The organism is Variovorax sp. GW821-FHT10B04 (genome assembly GCF_059415645.1).
Genome location: NZ_JBWKNQ010000004.1, coordinates 419,941 through 438,191, shown reverse-complemented (window position 1 = coordinate 438,191; position 18,251 = coordinate 419,941). Strand labels below are relative to the sequence as shown.

Annotated in this window: 14 protein-coding genes; 3 read left to right on the top strand and 11 right to left on the bottom strand. The window is 71.8% G+C overall.

What is annotated here, in order from left to right:
• Nucleotide 1: 1 nt before the first annotated feature.
• A complete protein-coding gene (locus tag AC07PZ_RS13135; RefSeq protein ID WP_495295532.1) occupies nt 2-520 on the bottom strand; it encodes a VOC family protein in 519 nt (172 codons plus the stop codon).
• Nucleotides 521-721: 201 nt separating this feature from the next.
• Between AC07PZ_RS13135 and AC07PZ_RS13130 the strand changes: the two genes are divergently transcribed.
• From AC07PZ_RS13130 to leuD, 3 genes are read left to right on the top strand one after another with little or no spacing between them, the layout of a single operon-like run.
• A complete protein-coding gene (locus AC07PZ_RS13130) occupies nt 722-1,714 on the top strand; it encodes a hydroxymethylglutaryl-CoA lyase (RefSeq protein ID WP_495295531.1) in 993 nt (330 codons plus the stop codon).
• A complete protein-coding gene (leuC, locus tag AC07PZ_RS13125; protein ID WP_495295530.1) occupies nt 1,711-3,147 on the top strand; it encodes a 3-isopropylmalate dehydratase large subunit in 1,437 nt (478 codons plus the stop codon). The genes AC07PZ_RS13130 and leuC overlap by 4 nt, the downstream gene beginning before the upstream one ends.
• Nucleotides 3,147-3,794: a 3-isopropylmalate dehydratase small subunit gene (gene leuD, locus AC07PZ_RS13120; RefSeq protein ID WP_495295529.1), complete on the top strand. Its 648-nt coding sequence runs from the start codon at nt 3,147-3,149 to the stop codon at nt 3,792-3,794. The genes leuC and leuD overlap by 1 nt, the downstream gene beginning before the upstream one ends.
• A gap of 33 nt (nt 3,795-3,827) precedes the next feature.
• Here the strand turns inward: leuD and gspN are convergent, their stop codons facing one another.
• The 10 genes from gspN to AC07PZ_RS13070 all read right to left on the bottom strand — a co-directional run bounded on the left by gspN (nt 3,828) and on the right by AC07PZ_RS13070 (nt 18,193).
• Nucleotides 3,828-4,670, bottom strand: a complete 843-nt coding sequence (gspN, locus tag AC07PZ_RS13115; protein WP_495295528.1) for a type II secretion system protein N — start codon at nt 4,668-4,670, stop codon at nt 3,828-3,830.
• Nucleotides 4,667-5,257 (bottom strand): biliverdin-producing heme oxygenase, encoded by a 591-nt coding sequence (locus AC07PZ_RS13110; RefSeq protein WP_495295527.1) that lies wholly within the window; start codon nt 5,255-5,257, stop codon nt 4,667-4,669. Before AC07PZ_RS13110 ends, gspN begins: the two co-directional genes overlap by 4 nt.
• A gap of 10 nt (nt 5,258-5,267) precedes the next feature.
• Complete coding sequence (locus AC07PZ_RS13105; protein WP_495295526.1) at nt 5,268-7,022, bottom strand: choice-of-anchor tandem repeat GloVer-containing protein; 1,755 nt, start codon at nt 7,020-7,022, stop codon at nt 5,268-5,270.
• Nucleotides 7,019-8,455 carry a TolC family outer membrane protein gene (locus AC07PZ_RS13100; protein ID WP_495295525.1) on the bottom strand — a complete coding sequence of 479 codons (1,437 nt, stop codon included), beginning with the start codon at nt 8,453-8,455 and terminating at the stop codon, nt 7,019-7,021. The genes AC07PZ_RS13105 and AC07PZ_RS13100 overlap by 4 nt, the downstream gene beginning before the upstream one ends.
• Nucleotides 8,452-9,885 (bottom strand): HlyD family type I secretion periplasmic adaptor subunit, encoded by a 1,434-nt coding sequence (locus AC07PZ_RS13095; RefSeq protein WP_495295524.1) that lies wholly within the window; start codon nt 9,883-9,885, stop codon nt 8,452-8,454. The genes AC07PZ_RS13100 and AC07PZ_RS13095 overlap by 4 nt, the downstream gene beginning before the upstream one ends.
• On the bottom strand, nt 9,882-11,648 hold the full coding sequence (locus AC07PZ_RS13090) for a type I secretion system permease/ATPase (RefSeq protein WP_495295523.1): 1,767 nt from the start codon (nt 11,646-11,648) through the stop codon (nt 9,882-9,884). Before AC07PZ_RS13090 ends, AC07PZ_RS13095 begins: the two co-directional genes overlap by 4 nt.
• 104 nt (nt 11,649-11,752) lie before the next feature.
• Nucleotides 11,753-12,580, bottom strand: coding sequence for a calcium-binding protein (locus tag AC07PZ_RS13085; RefSeq protein WP_495295522.1), 828 nt, complete (start codon nt 12,578-12,580; stop codon nt 11,753-11,755).
• A 50-nt stretch (nt 12,581-12,630) separates the two neighbouring features.
• On the bottom strand, nt 12,631-14,424 hold the full coding sequence (locus tag AC07PZ_RS13080; protein ID WP_495295521.1) for a choice-of-anchor tandem repeat GloVer-containing protein: 1,794 nt from the start codon (nt 14,422-14,424) through the stop codon (nt 12,631-12,633).
• Between the two features lie 11 nt (nt 14,425-14,435).
• On the bottom strand, nt 14,436-16,988 hold the full coding sequence (locus AC07PZ_RS13075) for a TonB-dependent receptor (RefSeq protein WP_495295520.1): 2,553 nt from the start codon (nt 16,986-16,988) through the stop codon (nt 14,436-14,438).
• A 176-nt stretch (nt 16,989-17,164) separates the two neighbouring features.
• The gene (locus AC07PZ_RS13070) at nt 17,165-18,193 is read right to left on the bottom strand and encodes a FecR family protein (protein WP_495295519.1); all 1,029 of its coding nucleotides are present in this window, start codon (nt 18,191-18,193) and stop codon (nt 17,165-17,167) included.
• Nucleotides 18,194-18,251 lie beyond the last annotated feature (58 nt).

Genomic DNA, 18,251 nt, shown 5'->3' with positions numbered 1-18,251 from the left:
CTCAGACCGCAGCCGCTGCTTCCTTCTCCTGCGTCCACTGGCGCAGCGCCGCATGCGCTTTCGACTTCGCGCGGTCCATGTAGTCCTGGGTTTCCACCCGCACCGTGACTTCGAGCCGCAGGCCGTTCGGGTCGAAGAAATAGATCGAGCGGATGAAGTGGTGGTCGGTCACGCCGAGCACTTCCACGCCGCCGGCTTCCAGCCGTTCCTTCATCGCGAGCACGTCGGCCTCGGTGTCGACCTCGAACGCGAAGTGATGCACCCAGGCCGGCATGTCGGCACTGACGGTCGCGCCCTTGCCGTCGCGGATGTCGAAGAAGGCGATGTACGAGCCGTCGCCCATCTCGAAGAAGATGTGGAAATAGGGCGCCTCTTCGCCGGTCGACGGCACCACGTCGGACTGCACCGTGTGGGCCAGCGGCAGGCCGAGCAGGTCTTCGTAGAAATGGCGCGTCTGTTCGGCGTCGATACAGCGCCAGGCGACGTGGTTGAGGCCCTTGAGGGTGATGGTCCGGGTCATGCGGTGTTCCGTGATGGAGTGGCGGGTCGTGGTCGGCCGGATGGCCTTGGACCCTGTCCGAACCAATGTAGACCGTGTTCGCGCGGCGCTCAGTCCCCCCGCGGCGGGACAGCGCAACGGTCCCCTTGGAGGTGGACTGACGGCACGCGGGGCCGCGCCTAAGGTCCATGCCATCGACGTACCGCAACCACGGAACCCCCCATGCCGCCAGCCGCATCCCGCCAGCCCGCCCGCGCAGGCCGGCGTCTCTTCATCCAGGAAGTCTCCGTGCGCGACGGCTTCCAGATCGAGCCGCACTTCGTGCCGACCGCGCAGAAGGTCGCGCTGATCGACGGCCTGAGCCGCACCGGCCTCGCGAAGATCGAGGTCACGTCCTTCACCTCGCCCAAGGCGATTCCCGCGCTGGCCGATGCGGAGGCCGTGATGCGGCAGATCGTGCGGGTGCCCGGCGTCGAATACGCGGCGCTGGTGCCCAACATGCGCGGCGCGGAACGTGCGCTCGGCTGCAAGGTCGACGAGCTGAACCTCGTGATGTCCGCCAGCGAGACCCACAACCTCGCGAACCTGCGCATGACGCCCGCGCAGTCGCTCGCGCAGTTCGCCGAAGTGGTGGCGCTCACGGCCGGCCATGCGCAGGTCAACGCGTCGCTGTCCACGGCCTTCGGCTGCCCGTTCGAGGGCGACGTGCCCGAGGCCGCGGTGCTGTCGCTGGTGCAACGCTTCGTCGACATGGGCATCGGCCGCGTCACGCTGTGCGACACCACCGGCATGGCCAACCCGGCGCAGGTCGGGCGCCTGTGCGCGGCGGTGCGCGAGCGCTGGCCGGCGCTCGTGCTGACCGCCCATTTCCACGACACGCGCGCCATGGGCCTGGCCAATGCGCTGGCCGCGCTGGATGCGGGCGTCGACCGTTTCGATGCCTCGCTCGGCGGCCTCGGCGGCTGCCCTTTCGCGCCCGGCGCCAGCGGCAACGTCTGCACCGAAGACCTGGTCCACATGTTCCAGGCGATGGGCTGCGACACCGGCGTTGACCTCGACGCGCTGCTCGCGCTGGCGGCGCAGATGCCCGGCCTGGTCGGCCACGCGGTGCCGAGCCAGGTGCTCAAGGCCGGGCCGTCGACCCGGCGCTATCCGGTGCCCGAGGGCGTGCGCTCGCGCGATCCGCAGCAGCGGCTGGCCGGGAGCCCGGCATGAGCGCGCGCACGCTGCTGCAGAAGCTCTGGGACAGCCACGTGGTCGACGGGCCCGACGGACCGGGAACGGACGAGGGGCCGTCGCTGCTCTACGTCGACCGCCACCTGGTCTACGAGGTCACGAGCCCGCAGGCCTTCGAGGGCCTGCGCCTGGCCGGCCGGCGCGCCTGGCGGCCCGGCACCGTGCTCGCGACGGCCGACCACAACGTGCCGACCACCGCGCGGTCGGGCGGCATCGCCGACCCGCTGTCCCGCCTGCAGGTCGAGCAGCTCGACCGCAACTGCGCCGAGTTCGGCGTGACGGAATTCGGCCTTGCGGACCACCGCCAGGGAATCATCCACGTGATCGGGCCGGAGCAGGGCGCCACGCTGCCGGGCATGACCGTGGTCGCGGGCGACTCGCACACCAGCACGCACGGCGCCTTCGCCGCGCTGGCCTTCGGCGTCGGCACTTCCGAGGTCGAGCACGTGCTCGCGACGCAGTGCCTGTCGCTCGCGCGGATGAAGGCGATGCTGGTGCGGGTCGACGGCGCGCTGCGGCCGGGCGTCACGGCCAAGGATCTGATTCTTCATGTCATCGGCCGGCTCGGCACCGCGGGCGGCACCGGCTACGGCATCGAGTTCGGCGGCAGTGCGATCCGTGCGCTGTCGATGGAAGGCCGTATGACGGTCTGCAACATGGCGATCGAGGCCGGCGCGCGCGTCGGGCTGATCGCGGTGGACGACCGCACCATCGACTACCTGAAGGGCCGGCCGTTCGCGCCGCGGGGCGAGGACTGGACGCGTGCCGTCGCCTACTGGCGCACGCTCGCAAGCGATGCCGGCGCGCCCTTCGACGCCGTGGTCGAAATCGACGCCGCGGCCGTGGTGCCGATGGTGACCTGGGGCACCTCGCCCGAGATGGTCGTGCCGGTCGATGGCCGGGTGCCCGACCCGGCCGGCGAGCGCGACCCGGTGCGGCGCGAGGACATGCGGCGCGCGCTGGCGTACATGGCGCTCGAGGCCGGCACGCCGATGGCGGACATCCGGCCGCAGAAGATCTTCATCGGCTCCTGCACCAACGCGCGCATCGAGGACTTCCGCGCTGCGGCCGACGTGCTGCGCGGGCGCCGCATCGCGCCGTCGATCGCGCTGGCGCTGGCGGTGCCCGGCTCCGGCCTGGTCAAGGCGCAGGCCGAGGCCGAGGGGCTGGACCGGGTCTTCATCGACGCCGGCTTCGAATGGCGCGAGCCCGGCTGCTCGATGTGCCTGGGCATGAACGACGACCGGCTGGCGCCGGGCGAGCGCTGCGCGTCCACGTCGAACCGTAACTTCGAAGGCCGCCAGGGCGCGGGCGGGCGCAGCCATCTGGTCAGTCCGGCGATGGCCGCGGCGACCGCGATCGCCGGGCACTTCGCGGACCCGGCATCGATCGTGGCGCTGGAGGCGGCGTGATGGAACCCTTCGTTTCATGCAACGGGCTGGTCGTGCCGGTGGACCGGGCCAACGTCGACACCGACGCCATCCTTCCCAAGCAGTTCATGAAGTCGATCCGGCGCACCGGTTTCGGCCCGAACCTGTTCGACGCCTGGCGCTACCTCGACCACGGCGAGCCGGGGCAGGACGTGGCGGCGCGTTCGCCCGACCCCGGCTTCGTGCTGAACCAGCCGCGCTACCAGGGCGCCAGCATCCTGCTCGCGCGGGCCAACTTCGGCTGCGGGTCGAGCCGTGAGCATGCGCCGTGGGCGCTGCACGACTGGGGCATCCGCGTGCTGATCGCACCGAGCTTCGCCGACATCTTCCACGGCAACTGCCTGAAGAACGGGATGCTGCCGATCGTGCTGGACGCCGCCGAGGTCGACGCGCTGTTCGCCGACGTGGCGGCGGCGCCGGGCTTCCGGCTCGCGGTCGATCTGACGGGCCAGACCGTGCGCAGGCCCGACGGCCGGGCGCTCGGCTTCGGCATCGACCCGTTCCGCAAGCACTGCCTGCTGAACGGGCTGGACGACATCGGCCTGACGCTGGCGCGGGCCGAAGAGATCGCGGCCTACGAGAAGCGGCGCCGCGCCGTCGAGCCGTGGGTCTTCTCGGATCTCGGCTAACGCGGGCCGGGCTTTCGTTCAGCTCGGTTCAGCTCAGCCCAGCACGCGCAGCGTGACCGCGCCGTCGCGGTTGCCGATCAGCCGCAGCACGTGCGCCAGTGCGGCGCCGTGGCCTTGCTCCGCCTGCGCCTGGCCGTTGAAGCGCAACTGCCCGGCCATCCACACGCCCTGGCCCGTGAGCCGCAGCGGCCCTTCGATGGTCGCGAGCGTGAAGCGCATCGGCTCGCCGCGCAGCGCGTCCTGGCCGTCGACGTCGAAGCGGTAGCTGCCCAGCGACGGCAGTTGCGAGATGCGCGACGAGAGCGCCACCGCCGTCAGCGACAGCCGGCCATCGACCTGCAGCAGGCCTGCCGGCCGGCGCAATTGCAAGGCATGCGCCGTGACCCGCAGCGTGCCCTGGAAGCCGAGCGTGTTCCACGGCGTGCCGAGCCCCTGCGCAATGGCCGCCGGGCCTTGCCAGTCCAGCGCGTCGACGTGAAGCGTGCCGCCGCCCAGCGGGAACAGCCGCAGCCGCGCCGGGCCTTGCAGGCAGCACGCCTGTGTCAGCGTCACGTCGATGGCCGGGCTCGCACGGCCGTCTGCGCCATCGGCCCACAGTGTCAGACCGAGCTTCCACGACAGGCGCCCCGGCAGCGCCTGCCGGGCCGTGCTGCCGGGTCCGCCGGCCAGCACGGCCAGCGCCGAGCCGTGCCACAGCGTGCCTCGCGCCGCTTCCAGCAGCACGTGGCCGCCGCTGGCCCGCGCGATCCAGGGTGCGGCCCAGCCGGCCGGCACCTGTGCGGCCAGCGTCAGCAAGGCACCCAGCACGGTACCGAGGCATGCCCAGCGCCATGGCGCGGGCCGGATGGCCGCAGGCGGCCGGCCGGAGGACGTCATCGCAGCCCGAAATGGCGATGCAGCAACTGGTCGAAGCGGCCGAAGGCCTGGTGCGCGCCGCGCAGGACGGCGTCCTGTTCCGCGCGGTCGTGCCATCGGTCCAGGGACGCGACGAAGCGGTTCCAGGCCTTGCCGCGGCCTTCGGGGTAGGCCGCCAGGTTGCGTGCACCGAAGGTCTCCGACAGCCCGAGCTTCGCCTTGGCTTCCTTCAGCAGAAAGGCGGCGCCCAGCGTCGACCCTTCGGACACGTAGAGCCAGCCGAGCGACTCGGGCATCGCCACGCCTGTGCTGCCGAGCGCCTCGTCGGGCAGCGCCGCGCCGAGGTCCTGCAGGTCGGCCAGCGCCGCCGCCTGCCGGCCGCGCAGGTCGATGTCGGGCACTGCCGCACGCAGCGCCGGATCGGCGAAGAGCTGCTCGACGTCGTGCTGGAACAGGTACTGCACGGCGGTGAAGCGGGCGTAGCGCGCGCGGTCGGCGAAGGGGTCGGCCTTGGCCATCAGGTCGTGCATGTGCTGGTGCTGTGCCGCGGTCTCGTTGCGCAGGCGCTCCGACAGCAGGGCGGATGCGGCGGTCGTGGGGGTGCTCATGTGAATCTCCTCAGCGTGCGTGGATACGTTCGGCCGTCCGTTGGCGGCGGCGCAGCAGCCACAGGCCGGCCAGCGGCGCGAGCAGCAGGGCGCTCAGCGGCCCGCCGCCGCCACCGCCCGACGAGGTGGCCGGCGTGGTGGGGGTCGTCGGGGTGGTGGGCGTCGTGGGTTCGGTCGGCATGGTCGGCGTCGTGGGCGTGGTCGGTGCCGCGTTCACCGTCACGTTGACCGTGGCGGTCGCGCCGGCCGTTCCGGCGGCATCGGCGCAGGTCAGCGTGAAGGTGTTGGCGCCGACCACCGTGAGCGCCGCCGTGGCGATGGCGCTGCCGCTGGCGGCCTTGGCGCCGGTCCACACGCCGCCGTTGCTGCCGCCGGCCGTGCAGGTCAGCGCGCCCTGGGTCGTCCAGGTCAGACTGATGCTGTCGCCCACGGTGACGCTGTCGGCGGAGGCCGAGAAGGCGGTGACCTTGGCCGGGATCGGCACGTCGACCCGGAACACCGTGCCGCTCAGATTGACGCCGATGTTCCCGGCGATCGTGCCACCGCTCTGCGTGGCGCCGTAGAGCACGGCGCCGGTGCCGATCGACAGGCCGACCGGGCTGCGGCCGTCGACGGTCTCGTTGAACGAATGCAGCAGCTCGTAGCCGAAGGACCTGGTGCTGTCGGCCGCGTTCGCCACGACGATGCGGAACAGCGTGCCGGCGTCGGTGTTGGCGCCACCGCCGCGCGTCGTGCCGTAGATATTGCCGTCGCCCGCGAGCACCAGCGCGCCCGCTGCGCGCTCGCCGTCCGTCGTGCCGCCGGTGAAGGTGTGCAGCACCTCGAACGCGTAGGTCCCGCCGGTGCCGGCGGTCTTGCCGATCCGGTAGACCTTGCCCAGCCCATCGGCCGGTAGGCCGTTGCCGGCGCCGCTGACCGAGCCATAGGTCGTGCCGTACAGCCAGCCGTCGTTGCCGTCCACCAGGCCCGAGAACACCGCCGTCGCATCGGCCGAAAGGCCGCCGCCGAGCGCGACCGGATAGCCGGACGCATCGTCGAAGCTGCGCATCAGCGCATAGCCGGTGCCATCGGGCTTCACGCGGTAGATGAAGCCCTTGCTGGTGCCCAGCGCATAGGCGTCGTTCACGCCGTAGAGCCAGCCGTCGGACGACGCGATCACGGCCGCGGGGTTGCCTTCACGCGTGGCCCATGTCACCAGGTCGGTGGTGACGCCGGCCGCGGTGTAGTGGTACAGATGAGGCGTGTCGAGGTTGGTCGTCAGGAAGTACAGGCCGGCCGCGCCGTCGGATGCCCAGAGGCCCTTCAGGCCTGTGCCGGTCGTCGTGGTGGTCACGGCCGTCGGGACGAGGTTGCCGGCCGTGAAGCGGTAGACGCCGGCAATGGACGAGCCGGCGTGGAACGAGCCGTCGCCGGTGGCCGTCACGCTGCTGAAGGTGTTGGCCAGGCCGCTGTTGCTGCCCTTGAAGTCGATGCCGGCGGCATCGGTGCCTGCCGGGTTCAGCGTGTAGACGAAGCCGCTGTTCGACCCGGCGCCGCGCCGGTTGGCCACACCGTAGACGCGGCCGTCCGCCGCGTTGTAGGCCGGTGGTGAAAGCGGCGACGCGCCGGCACCGGCCTGGCCCGTGAACGAATGCAGGTGCACGACGGTGGGCAGCGTCTGGGCCGGCGCCTGCGCGGCCAGCCCGACGAATGCGGCGCCCGCCAAGAGCAGCAGGCCGAGGCGGCGCAGCCGGCGCGGTTGCGCGGATGAAGAAGACACGGTCATGGAATTTCCCTCCGGGGATGGGTGGTGGATGTGGTTGATGTGGACGTGCCGGCTGCCGGCGGCAGCGGCCGGGTGAAGAAATGGTTGAGCTCGGCCATGTCGGTCTCGGTCAATGCACCGGCGCGCTGGCGCAGGGTGAGCCGGGCCAGCAGCAGGTCGTGCCGGGCACGCGCCAGGTCGCGGCGTGCGGCGTACAGCTGCTGCTCGGCGTTGAGCACGTCGAGGTTGATGCGCTCGCCGCCCTCGACGCTGCGGCGCGTGCCTTCGAGCGCGGCCTCGGCACTGGCGACGGCCTCGGCCTGGGCCGCGATGCGCTCCGGCCCGCTGGCGCTCAGGCGCCATTGGCGCCGCAGGTCGACCAGCAGGTCGGCGGTCTTCGCATCGAGCAGGTGGCGTGCGCTCTCGCGTTGCTGCGCCGCCTGGCGGGCCGCCGCGGACACGCTGCCGCCCGCATACAGCGGCACCACGAACTGGATGCCGACGCTGTCGGTGCGGTAGCGCTGGTTGTAGGTGCTCGCGATGTCCGAGCGGTTCTGCGAATGCATCGCGAACAGCTCGGCGCGCGGCAGGTGGCCGGCGGCCTGCCGGCGGATCTCCTGCTCGGCGATGGCCAGGTTCTGGCGTTGCGCGGCCAGGTCCGCGTTGTCGGCCAGCGCCTGCACGCGCCAGGCGTCGAACGACAGCGTCTCGACCGGCGGCCGGAAGTCGGGCGCGAGCCCGTGCAGCGCGCCCACGCTGGCGAGCGGCACACCGACGATGGCCTCGAGCGCGCGCTCGGCCACGTCGAGCGTGTCGGCGGCTTCGATCTCCTGCGCCTGCGCAAGGCCGAGGCGCGCGCTGGTCTCGGCCATGTCGGTGCGCGTGCCGTCGCCATGGCGAAAGGCCTGCGTGTTGCGCGCGAGCTGCTCCGCATAGGCGCGGCGCTGGGCTTCGGCCAGCAGCAGTTGCTCGCGTGCCTGCAGCGCGTCGGTGTAGGCCTTGCCGAGCCGCACGGCCATCGCCTGGGCCTGGCCCTGCCACTGGGCGTCGGCGAGCAACGCCTGCGCCTGGCCCTGCCGGTAGCGCGCCAGCGCGGCCGGGTCGTACAGCGCCTGTCGCAGCACCAGCGAGCCGGTGTAGCTGGTGTAGTCGCGCTTCTGGCTGTTCTCCTGCACGTTGCCGAAGATGTCGGTCTCGGTCACGCGTGCGTCCTGCCGGTTGCGCGGGCTGTTCGAATAGGTCAGCGAGACCTGCGGCAGCAGGCCGGCGCGGCCGATCGTCTGCGCCTCCTGGCCGGCTTCGCGGCTGGCCGCGGCGGCCTGCAGCGTCGGGTCGTGGGCGACCGCCAGCGCGTAGGCCTCCAGCAGGTCCAGCGCGTGGGCCGGCAGCAGCGTCGCCAGCGCCAGCAGGCCGACGGCGTAGCGGTGGCGCAGCGTGGAGCGCGCGGCGCTCATTCTTCCGACAGCGCGACGTGGGCGCGGTCCATCAGCGGCTTGAACAGGTACGACAGCAGCGTGCGTTCGCCGGTCCGCACGAAGGCCTCTGCCGGCATGCCGGCGCGCAGGTCCAGGCCGGCCAGCGCGCGCATGCCTTCGGCCGTCACCTCGATCTGCAGCGGGTAGTAGGGCACGCCGCTGCGCGCGTCGACCAGCCGGTCGGCGCCGACCACCTTGACCTCGGCGGCGATCCTCGGCGTGCGGTTCTGGTTGAACGCCGGGAACAGCAGCTCCACCGGCAGGCCGGCGTGCAGCGTGTCGATCAGATGCACCGGCGCCTGGGCCTCGACCACCAGCGGCAGGTTCGTCGGCACGATCTCCATCAGCGGATCGCCGGCGCGCACATAGCCGCCTTCGGTGAACACGGCCAGGCCCACCACCGTGCCCGCGACCGGCGAGCGCACCACCGTGTGCGCGAGCTCGAATTCGGCGGTGCGCAGCCGGTCGGCCAGCGGGCCCGCGGTCAGGCGCGCCTCGGCGAGCTGGCTGCGGACTTCGGCCTGGCGCTCCTCGCGACGCTGCACGATGCGCAGCTTCTGCTCGGCGACCTGGCGCAGCAACTGGCCGATGCGGCCGGCGTCCTCCGCCAGTGCGCCGTTGGCCTGTGCCAGCAGGCGCTCGGTTTCCAGCAGGCGGTTGCGCGGCACGTAGCCGTCGCGGGCCAGCGCCTGCAGGCTGCCGGCCTGCTCGCGCAGCGCGTCGACCTGCTGGCGGCGCGCCTGCCGGGTCTCGTGCAGCCCGGCGAGTTCGGCATCGCGTGCACCGATCGCCTCTTGCATCGCGTTCATCTCGCTCAGGAAGGCCTGGCGGCGCGACGTGAACAGCTGGCGCTGCAGCGCGATGGCGGATTCCGCGCGCACGGCCGCTTCCTGCGGGCCGATGCTGTCGGACGAGGTCTGCGCCAGGTCGGCCGGGAACACCGGTGCGGGCAGGCCGTCGCGTTCGGCTTCGAGCCGCGCTTCAGTGGTCTGCGCATGCAGCAGTTGGCGATGCAGCGCGTCGGTCGCGGCGCGGGCCGCGGTGTCGTCGAGCTGCAGCAGCGCATCGCCGGGCCGGACCACGGTGCCGTCGCGCACCAGGATGCGGCCGACCAGGCCACCGACGGGCGCCTGCAGCGCCTTGCGGTTGCCCGCGACCTTGACCGTGCCCTGCACCGGCACGCCCTTGTCGAGCGGCGCGATCGCGGCCCAGCCGATGAAGCCCGCCACGCCGATCAGCACGACCCACCAGCCGCGGCGCGCAAAGGCGCGCTCGTCCATGGCGGCGTCGGGCTGCGCGTCGGCGGCCGGCCGCGCTGGCGTGGAGAAGGGCTGCGGCGCGCCACCGCCGGTGGCGCCGGACGGGCGCGGCGTGGCACCACCGGTGCCGTCGCGTGGAAGCAGTCTCATGCGAATCCCTTGGCGGTGGGCAGCGCCGTGCCCGTGTTCGGTGGCGTGGCGGGCCGCTGCTGTTCGGCGACCTGGCGCGCGGCGGTGGCCAGTGCGGCCTGGACCTGGGCGGTCGGGCCGAACACCGCCGGCAGCGCGGGCCGCAGCAGCAGCAGGCGGTCGGTGCGCCCCAGCAGCGCGCCGCGGTGCGTGATCGCCACCACGGTCGTGCCCATGCGCTTGAGCGCGGCCAGCGCGTCGCACAGCGCGGCTTCGCCGGCGTCGTCGAGGCTGGCGTCGGGTTCGTCCAGCACCACCAGCACCGGTCGGCCATACAGCGCGCGCGCCAGCCCGACGCGCTGGCGCTGGCCGCCGGAGAGCCCGGCGCCGCCGTCGCCCAGCCGCGTGTCGTAGCCCTGCGGCAGGCGCAGCACCAGCTCGTGCACGCCGGCCAGCTGGGCGGCCTCGACCACGCGCGCGGCATCGACCTCGCCGAAGCGCGCGATGTTCTCGGCCAGCGTGCCGGCGAAGAGTTCCACGTCCTGCGGCAGGTAACCCAGCGACGGGCCGAGCTCGTCCTTGTCCCACTGGAAGATGTCGACGCCGTCCAGGCGCACGCGCCCCGACGCCGCTGGCCAGATGCCGATCAGCAGCCGTGCCAGCGTCGACTTGCCGGCGCCCGAAGGGCCCATCACGCCGAGGATCTCGCCGGGCTCCAGCGTGAAGCTCAGCGGCGTCAGCACGGCGCTGCGCGCCCCCGGCGGCGCACCGACCAGGCCTTCGACACCCAGCCGGCCCGACGGGCGCGGCAGGGCCATGGCGGCGGGCCGTTCCGGCTGCTCGGCCAGCAGCCGGTCGAGCCGCTGCCAGGCCTGGCGCGCGACCGACCACTGCTTCCAGACGCCGATCACCTGCTCGATCGGCGACAGCACGCGGCCCATCAGGATCGAGGCCGCGATCATCATCCCGGCCGTGATGCGGCCTTCGATGACGAGCAGTGCGCCGAAGCCCAGCACCAGCGACTGCAGCGCCATGCGCACCAGCCGCGTCAGCGCGCCGACCGCCGCGGCCTTCTCGCTGGCCTGCTGCTGGAAGGCGACGAAGCGGCCGTGCAGGTGCAGCCAGCGGCCATGCAGATGGCGCAGCATGCCCATGGCGGCGATCACCTCGGCGTTGCGCAGGCTGGCCGAGGCCACGCCGCCGGCCTGGATCGACAGCGCGCCGGCTTCGGCCAGCGGTGCCGCCGACAGCCGCTCGTTGAGCCAGGCGAGCGCCATCAGCACCGCCGCGCCGGCCAGCGCGAACACGCCCATCCACGGGTCGAAGAGAAAGATGACGGCCAGGTACACCGGGAACCATGGCGCGTCGAAGAAGGCGAACAGCGCGCTGCCGGTGACGAACTGGCGCAGGGTGGTCAGGTCGCCCAGCGTCTGGCCGGCGTCGAGCCCGCGGCCGCGCAGGTTGGCCTCGAAGGTGGCGGCATACACGCGGCCATTGAGCTGCCGGTCGAGCTGGCTGCCCACGCGGATGACGAGCAGGCCGCGCAGCCAGTCGAGCGCGGCCATCAGCCCATACAGGCCCAGCATCATCAGCGTGAGCATGGTCAGCGTCATCTCGTTGCGCGACGGCAGCACGCGGTCGTACACCTGCAGCATGTAGACGGACGGCACCAGCATCAGCAGGTTGATGACGGCACTGAAGACGCCCACGGTGCGGAAGGCGGCGCCGTAGCCGCGCAAGGCGTCGGCGACCGGGCCGCGCGATGCGGGCGAGCGTCGGGACATGGTGTGTTCCTGGAGAAGCGAGAAATGGGGTGGCCCGAGGCGCCGCACGCCCATGGCCGATGCCATCGGTGCGTGCGGCGCGCGGGGCTCAGGCGATCAGACGATCAGACGATCACGATGTCGGAGGCGGACAGGCTGGTGACGCCCGTCAGCACGATCTTGTTGTTCGCGTCGTAGGTCAGCGTCGAGGTGCCGGCGTTGAAGGCGGCGACGGCTGCGGAGGCGGTGGCGAACAGGCTGCTCGAGAACTGCAGCTTGTCGGTGCCCGAGACCTTGAAGTCGGTCACCGTGTCAAGGCCGAAGCCGCTGGAGAAGCTGAAGACGTCGTTGCCGCTGCCGCCCGTGAGGGTGTCGTTGCCGGCGCCGCCGATGAGCGTGTCGTTGCCCGCGCCACCCGACAGGGTGTCGTTGCCGTTGTAGCCCTGCAGCGTGTCGTTGCCGGTGTTGCCGTTGATCGTGAGGTTGTTGGCGTTGAGCACGGCCTCCAGCGGCGCCGCGTTCTGCGTCATGATCCCGTAGGTCACGGCGTGCACGTCGTTGGCGGTGGAGCCGCCAAGGCCGCTGTAGTTGCTGCCGCTCAGCGTCAGCCCGTCGATGGTGAAGGCGGGCAGCGAACCCGACAGCGCGTACTGTCCGCTCGACAGCGTCGCGTCTTCGCCGAAGGCGATCTTGCTGACGTAGCCCGTCAGCACGTGCACGCCGATGTCATAGATCAACTGGTCGCTGCTGCCGTTGCCGGCACCGACGATCGCGCCGTAGCCGCCGCCGGAACCCGTGCCTTCGGCACTGACGTACTGCGTGCCCGAATAGGGCTGGCCGGGAATGGCGTTGCCCGCAAAGCCGCCCCAGCCGGCCGATGCATAGCCGCCCAGGAAGGCCGACACCGAGGTGTTGGTGCCTGCCGAGTTGGTCACATTGATCACGATAGCCATATGAGTTACTCCAATGAAATGTTGAAAAACAGGAAAGCCGGGGTGAAGCGTCAGGCGCCCATGTCCTCCGGTCGGCATTCATCGCGGTGATCGGTTGCGGTTGCGGCGGCCCGGCGCGCCCGCCGGCGCCGCACAGCCAGCCGCAGTGCGACCGGCAGGCCGAGCGCGGCCAGCAGCAGCGCGCTGAGCGGGCCGCCGCCGCCGTTGCCCACGGACTGGGCCGGCTGGACCACCGTGGCCGGCGGGTTCACGTTGAGCGTCGCGGCTGCGGAGACGCTGCCGCCCTTGAGCGCGTCGGTGCAGGTCAGCGTGTAGGTGAAGTTGCCGTGCGCGGTGGTCGTGATGCGCTCGCTGCCGCTCGCGGCGCGGCTGCCGCTCCAGGCGCCGCTGGCGGTGCAGCTGCCGGTGTTCTCGCTGCTCCAGGTGAGCGTGGCGATGTCGCCGACGGTCATCGAGGTCGGGCTCGCCGCGAGGCTCAGCGTCGCGCCCGGCCGCGTCGCGTCGAGTTCGACCTGGAACACCGTGCCGTAGGCGTTCGGCACATAGATGATGTTGCGGGTGCCCTGGTACTGGTAGGGCGGACCGCCGTCCACGGTGGAGCCATACAGGCGGCCATCGCTGCCCAGCGTAAGGCCGGTCGGTACCTTGCCATCGACCGCGAGCGCGAACGAATGCAGCAGCTCGAAGGCCGAGCCCGGCTGGCCGGCCCGGGCCGTGACGATGCGGAACAGCGTGCCGTCGCCGTTCGCGCCGCCGCGTGCGGTCGTGCCGTACAGGTTGCCGTCGGCGGCCAGCACCATCGGACCGGCTGGCGCGGCGGGGTCGGTCGCGCCGATGCCCGAAAAGCCGTGGACGACCGAGAAGTCGCTGCCGTCCTTGCGGATGCGGTAGATCGAACCTCCGTCGCTGATGCCGCTCAGGCTGCCATAGAGCCAGTCCGTGCCGACCTCCAGCAGACCGGGCGACAGCTTGTTCACACTGGCGCTGTTGCGCACTGCGGAAAATGACGGCAGCCACGGGAAACTCTCGTTCGCCTGGAAGGCGCGCAGCGTGGTGTAGCCGGTGCCGTCGGTCCGCATCCTGTAGAGGGCGCCGTAGGCAGGGATGCTGCCGTACTCGGTCGTGCCATAGAGCCAGCCGTCGGAGCCGATCGCCAGGGACACCGGGGGTCCGCCTTCGCTGGATGGATCGAAGCTGTGCAGCACGCTGAATCGGCCCGCGGCATCGATCTTGAAGATGCGGCCGGTCCGGCTGCCATCGTCCGGCCCTTCGTCCATGCCATAGACGCTGTCGTCCGGCCCCATCACCAGGCCGCCGCGCGGGAACACCACCGTGCCGGCCGCCGCGACGATCTCCGGCGTGGCCCAGCTGCCCGGGGTGAACCGGAAGATCGCGCCCTGCTGCACCACCGAATCGGCGCGGGCGCTGTTGCCGTCGTAGGCCAGCCCGAACATCTGGCCCTTGCTGTTCTTCACCAGCGGACCGACGAAGGTCTGCATGTCGTAGCGCGGCACGGCGTCCGTTCTCGTGCAGAGCTGCGAGACCGTGTAGCTGCTGCCGGCCGCCGCGGCGGTGCGATAGATGCCCGGTCCGCGCAAGGAGCAGTCGGGGTGGTTCGACAGTCCGTACAGCTGGCCGTCGTCCGCCAGCAGCGGCGGCCCGGAAGGTGCGGACAGGTTCACCAGCCCCGGGTAGACCAGCCGGAAGTCGGTCATCACCGTGAGGCGGATGTCGGGGTCCACGGTCTGCGCCTGCACCGCGATGGCCGGCAGCAGCCCGGCCAGCAGCGCGCAGCCGAGCGCGCGCCATGCGCCGCTGCCGCGGAAAAGGGAAGGGGTCGTCATGCGGCGTGTCCTCAGAACTTGAAGGTCGCGGACAGCAGCGCGCTGCGTCCGGGTGCGAGATAGAGCTGGTTGCCCATCGGCTCGGCGTAGCGGCGGTCGCGCAGGTTCTGCAGCGCCAGCCGCAGCGTCAGGGCGCGGCTCACTTCCCAGGTGGCCCAGAGGTCGACGACGTGGTAGGCCGACCAGCTGTTGACGATGCCGTAGTCGGCGATCGGCAGCGGCAGGCCCGACGAGAACTGCCAGCGTGCGCCCAGCGTGAGCTTGCGGTCGAACAGCCGCACGCCGCCGCTCAGCGCGTACTTGGTGCGTGGCGGCAGCTGGAAGAAGATCAGTCCGGCCTTGGTGCCGGCCTGCGTGGTGGCGGGGTAGCCGGTGGTGCTGCCGAACGGGAAGGGGTCGTAGCGCGCGTCGCCCAGGTCGGACAGCGTGCGCGTCAGGTTGAAGCCGGCGAAGGCGGTGCCCGCGTCGTAGTCGGCCTGCAGCTCCAGGCCGCGGAAGCGCACGCGGTCCTGCAGGTTGACGAAGGCGTAGCGGTAGGCCTGCTCCTGCGTGTCGCCCGGCGCCATGACGCGGGCCATCATCATGTAGTCGTCGACCTGGTTGTTGAACCAGGCGAGCTTGAGCCGGGCCTTGTCCTGCGGCGCGAACAGGCCGTCGCGCTTGAGGCTGGAGCCGATTTCCCACGAGGTCGAGCGCTCGGGCAGCAGATAGGGGTTGGGCAGCAGCGGGAAGGTGATGCCCGGATGCGTGCCCGACATCAGCGATTCGGTGATGGCCGGCGGGCGCGAGCCCTTGCCCCAGTGCGTGTAGAGCTGCCAGTCGGGCGTCGGCTTGATGGCCGCGCCGAGGCTCGGCAGCAGCCGGCCGCCGTGGCGTTGCAGCGTCACGGGCGTGAACACGCTGGTGTAGCGCGGGCTCGTGCCCACGCCGTTGTCGATCTGGCCGTTGTAGAGGTTGCCACCGCCTTCGATCTCGTAGCGGTCGTAGCGCACGCCGCCGGTGAGTTCGAGCCAGTCGCCGCGTTCCAGCTTCAGGCTGGTGAAGGCGCTGGACAGCGTGCGCGTGCCTTCCGGCGTGGCGCCGACGGACAGGCCGGGGTCGCTCGCGCTGCCGAGGTCGGAGCGCGCGCGGGTCTTGTCGTGCACGTACTCGCCGCCGTAGGTCAGCGCCGCGGCAAGGCCGGGCAGCGCGAAGCGCGAGGTGTTGGCGATGCTGCCGCCGAAGGTGGCGGTCTGGTTGTCGGTCTCGATGTCGCTGGAGGTCGCGCCGCTGAAGGGCGTCTGCTGGTTGCGGGTGCGCGTGTAGTAGAGGTTCGTCTGCAGGTCGATCCAGTCGCTGCCGTTGAGCCAGCTGTGGTTGGCGGTCACGGTGTCGGTGCGCACGTGGTTGGCGGTGCCGACGGCCGGGCCCGCGCCGTTGCTGGCGAGCGTGCCGGCGCCGGTGTCGAACTTCGCGTCGAAGCCGATGTAGCCGAGCTTCAGTTCATGGCCCGGCGCGATGCGCGCGGTCGCCTTGAGCAGGCCCGACCATTGGTCCTGGCCGGAGTAGTGCACCTCGTCGGGCGGGCCCACCAGGTACTGCTGTTCGTCCAGCGGCGTGCTGCCGTGCTTGCCGGCGTCGAAGGCGCCCACCTTCTTGTGGCTGACGCCGGCCACGAGGTCCAGCGCATCGTTGGCGCGCCAGGCGCCCACCGCGCTGCCCGCGAAGTGGTAGGCGTTGCTGCCGGTCGTGAGGTTCGCGCGGCCGCCGGCACGCTGGTCTTTCGCGAGCAGGTCGTCGGTGTCGAGCGTGCGAAAGTTCACCACGCCGGCGATCACGCCGGCACCGCCGACCGTGGAGACCGGCCCCTTGGTCACGTCCGCGCCGGACAGCAGCTCGGGGTCGAGATAGACCGAGCCGTTGTTGCCGTGGCCGGTCTGCTGGTAGTTCTGCCGCGCGCCGTCGATCGTGACGTTGACGCGGCCGAAGTCCTGCATGCCGCGGATGTTCACGGCCAGTGCCGGGTTCTGGCGGTCGTTGGCCGTGTAGACCCCGGCGACGTCGGCCAGCACGTCGCTCGCATTGCGCGGCGGCAGCCGGTCGATCGCCTCGCGGGTCACGACCGAAGCGGAGCCGGGCGTCTCGTAGACCGGGTCGGGCCGCTGCTGGCTGGCCGTGACCGTGACGGTCGCGAAGCTCGTCACGTCGGGCGTGGCGCGGTCCGCCGACGTGGGCGAGGCCGGTGCGGATGGCACGGGTGGCGGCAGTGCCTCGACCGTCACCGTGCCCGCGATGGTGATGCGCTGGACCAGCCCGGTGCCTGCCAGCAACTGGTCCAGCGCCTGGTTCGCCGGCAGCCATCCCTGCACGCCGCGTGTGCTGCGGCCGCGCAGGAGTTCGGCAGGCGCGAGCAGCCGGAGACCCGAGATCTCGACGAAGCGCGTCAGCGCAGGCGCGAGCGCACCGGCCGGTATGTCGAAGTTCTGGACCGCGGCACTGGCCGTCGGCTGGGCATGGACGTGGGCCGGCGGCAGCAGCGCCGCAATGGCGAAGACCCAGGGCGCGAGGCTGGCGGCAGGGCGCATGGCCGAGCCCGTGGGCCATGGCCCCGGCCGGCGTCGCGGCCGTCCGGTCGGCTTGATGGTTGGCAAATCGTTCCCCTCCGTTCGGCGTGTTGCCGATGCGCTAAGACACAAACAAGAATCACTTGCATATGAAGACGCGGGAGGAAGGGACTTCGACAGTGCCGATGCGTTTTTTTTTAACGGCGCGGCGGCAGGGGCGCGCGCGACGGTGCCGCCGCGGCCTCGACGACCGTGACCCAGGGCAGCCGACGCACGCGCACCGGCAAGGTGGCCTGGAGCTCGTCGAGCAGCGCGTCGGTGTCGGTGCTGTCGAAGGAGCCGGTCACCGAGAGCCCGCGGACGGCGTCGCCGCGCAGCAGCACCACGCCCGGCCGGTAGCGTTCGAGCTCCGTCATCACCTCGGCCAGCGGTCGGTCGACGAACACGATGCGGCCGCGCTGCCAGGCCGTCAGCACGTCGAGGTCGGCCGGCTGCGGTGCGGACACGCGGCCGTCCGCGGCATAGCGGACCTGTTCGCCGGTCTGCACCGTTGCACCGCCCGATGCGTCGTCCGCCGGGCCTCGCACGCGCACGCTGTGCTCGGTGACGGCGACGTCGACCGCGTCGGCGCCGCGGTGCACGATGAAGCCGGTGCCCAGCGCCCGCATGGTGCCGCCGAGCGCCTCGACCTCGAACGGCCGGGCAGCGTCCGGCGCCACCTGCACATGCACCTGGCCCGACAGCAGGCGCAGCCGGCGATGGCCTTCGTCGAAGGAGATGTCGATGGCCGATGCCGCATCGAGCATGACCTTCGAGCCGTCGGCGAGGGCCACGGTCCGGCGCTCGCCGACGCCCGTGCGCACGTCGGCGAGCAGGGTCGCGGGCGGACCGAAGGCGCCGAGGCCGAGCGCGCCCGTCAGCGCGACGACCGCCACCGCGGCCAGCGCGCCGGCCTGGCGCCGGGTGCGCCGCTGCCGAGGCTTCTCGAGCGCAGGGCCGAGCGCCTGCCAGAGCCGCTCGGCCTGCAGGGCGGCGGCCTGCGCATCGGGGTCCTGCCGCTTCCAGTCGTCGTAGGCCTGCCAGTCGGCGTCATCCGCATCGCCGGCATGCAGGCGCACGATCCATTCGAGCGCGGCGTCGTTCAGCGACGCGGCATCGTCCCCGGCGACCGTCGAGGCTGTGGCGCCGCGGGGAGACGGGGCGATGGAATTCTCGGGACTCGGCATGGGTCGAAGGTCTGGAAAGTGGGGCGGGCCAATGGCTGTGTGAAGGCAGCCTCGTTTC

Coding starts and splice junctions, on each gene's coding strand:
- AC07PZ_RS13135 (WP_495295532.1), bottom strand. CDS start 520: ATGACCCGGACCATCACCCTCAAGGGCCTCAACCACGTCGCCTGGCGC.
- AC07PZ_RS13130 (WP_495295531.1), top strand. CDS start 722: ATGCCGCCAGCCGCATCCCGCCAGCCCGCCCGCGCAGGCCGGCGTCTC.
- leuC (WP_495295530.1), top strand. CDS start 1,711: ATGAGCGCGCGCACGCTGCTGCAGAAGCTCTGGGACAGCCACGTGGTC.
- leuD (WP_495295529.1), top strand. CDS start 3,147: ATGGAACCCTTCGTTTCATGCAACGGGCTGGTCGTGCCGGTGGACCGG.
- gspN (WP_495295528.1), bottom strand. CDS start 4,670: ATGACGTCCTCCGGCCGGCCGCCTGCGGCCATCCGGCCCGCGCCATGG.
- AC07PZ_RS13110 (WP_495295527.1), bottom strand. CDS start 5,257: ATGAGCACCCCCACGACCGCCGCATCCGCCCTGCTGTCGGAGCGCCTG.
- AC07PZ_RS13105 (WP_495295526.1), bottom strand. CDS start 7,022: ATGACCGTGTCTTCTTCATCCGCGCAACCGCGCCGGCTGCGCCGCCTC.
- AC07PZ_RS13100 (WP_495295525.1), bottom strand. CDS start 8,455: ATGAGCGCCGCGCGCTCCACGCTGCGCCACCGCTACGCCGTCGGCCTG.
- AC07PZ_RS13095 (WP_495295524.1), bottom strand. CDS start 9,885: ATGAGACTGCTTCCACGCGACGGCACCGGTGGTGCCACGCCGCGCCCG.
- AC07PZ_RS13090 (WP_495295523.1), bottom strand. CDS start 11,648: ATGTCCCGACGCTCGCCCGCATCGCGCGGCCCGGTCGCCGACGCCTTG.
- AC07PZ_RS13085 (WP_495295522.1), bottom strand. CDS start 12,580: ATGGCTATCGTGATCAATGTGACCAACTCGGCAGGCACCAACACCTCG.
- AC07PZ_RS13080 (WP_495295521.1), bottom strand. CDS start 14,424: ATGACGACCCCTTCCCTTTTCCGCGGCAGCGGCGCATGGCGCGCGCTC.
- AC07PZ_RS13075 (WP_495295520.1), bottom strand. CDS start 16,988: ATGCGCCCTGCCGCCAGCCTCGCGCCCTGGGTCTTCGCCATTGCGGCG.
- AC07PZ_RS13070 (WP_495295519.1), bottom strand. CDS start 18,193: ATGCCGAGTCCCGAGAATTCCATCGCCCCGTCTCCCCGCGGCGCCACA.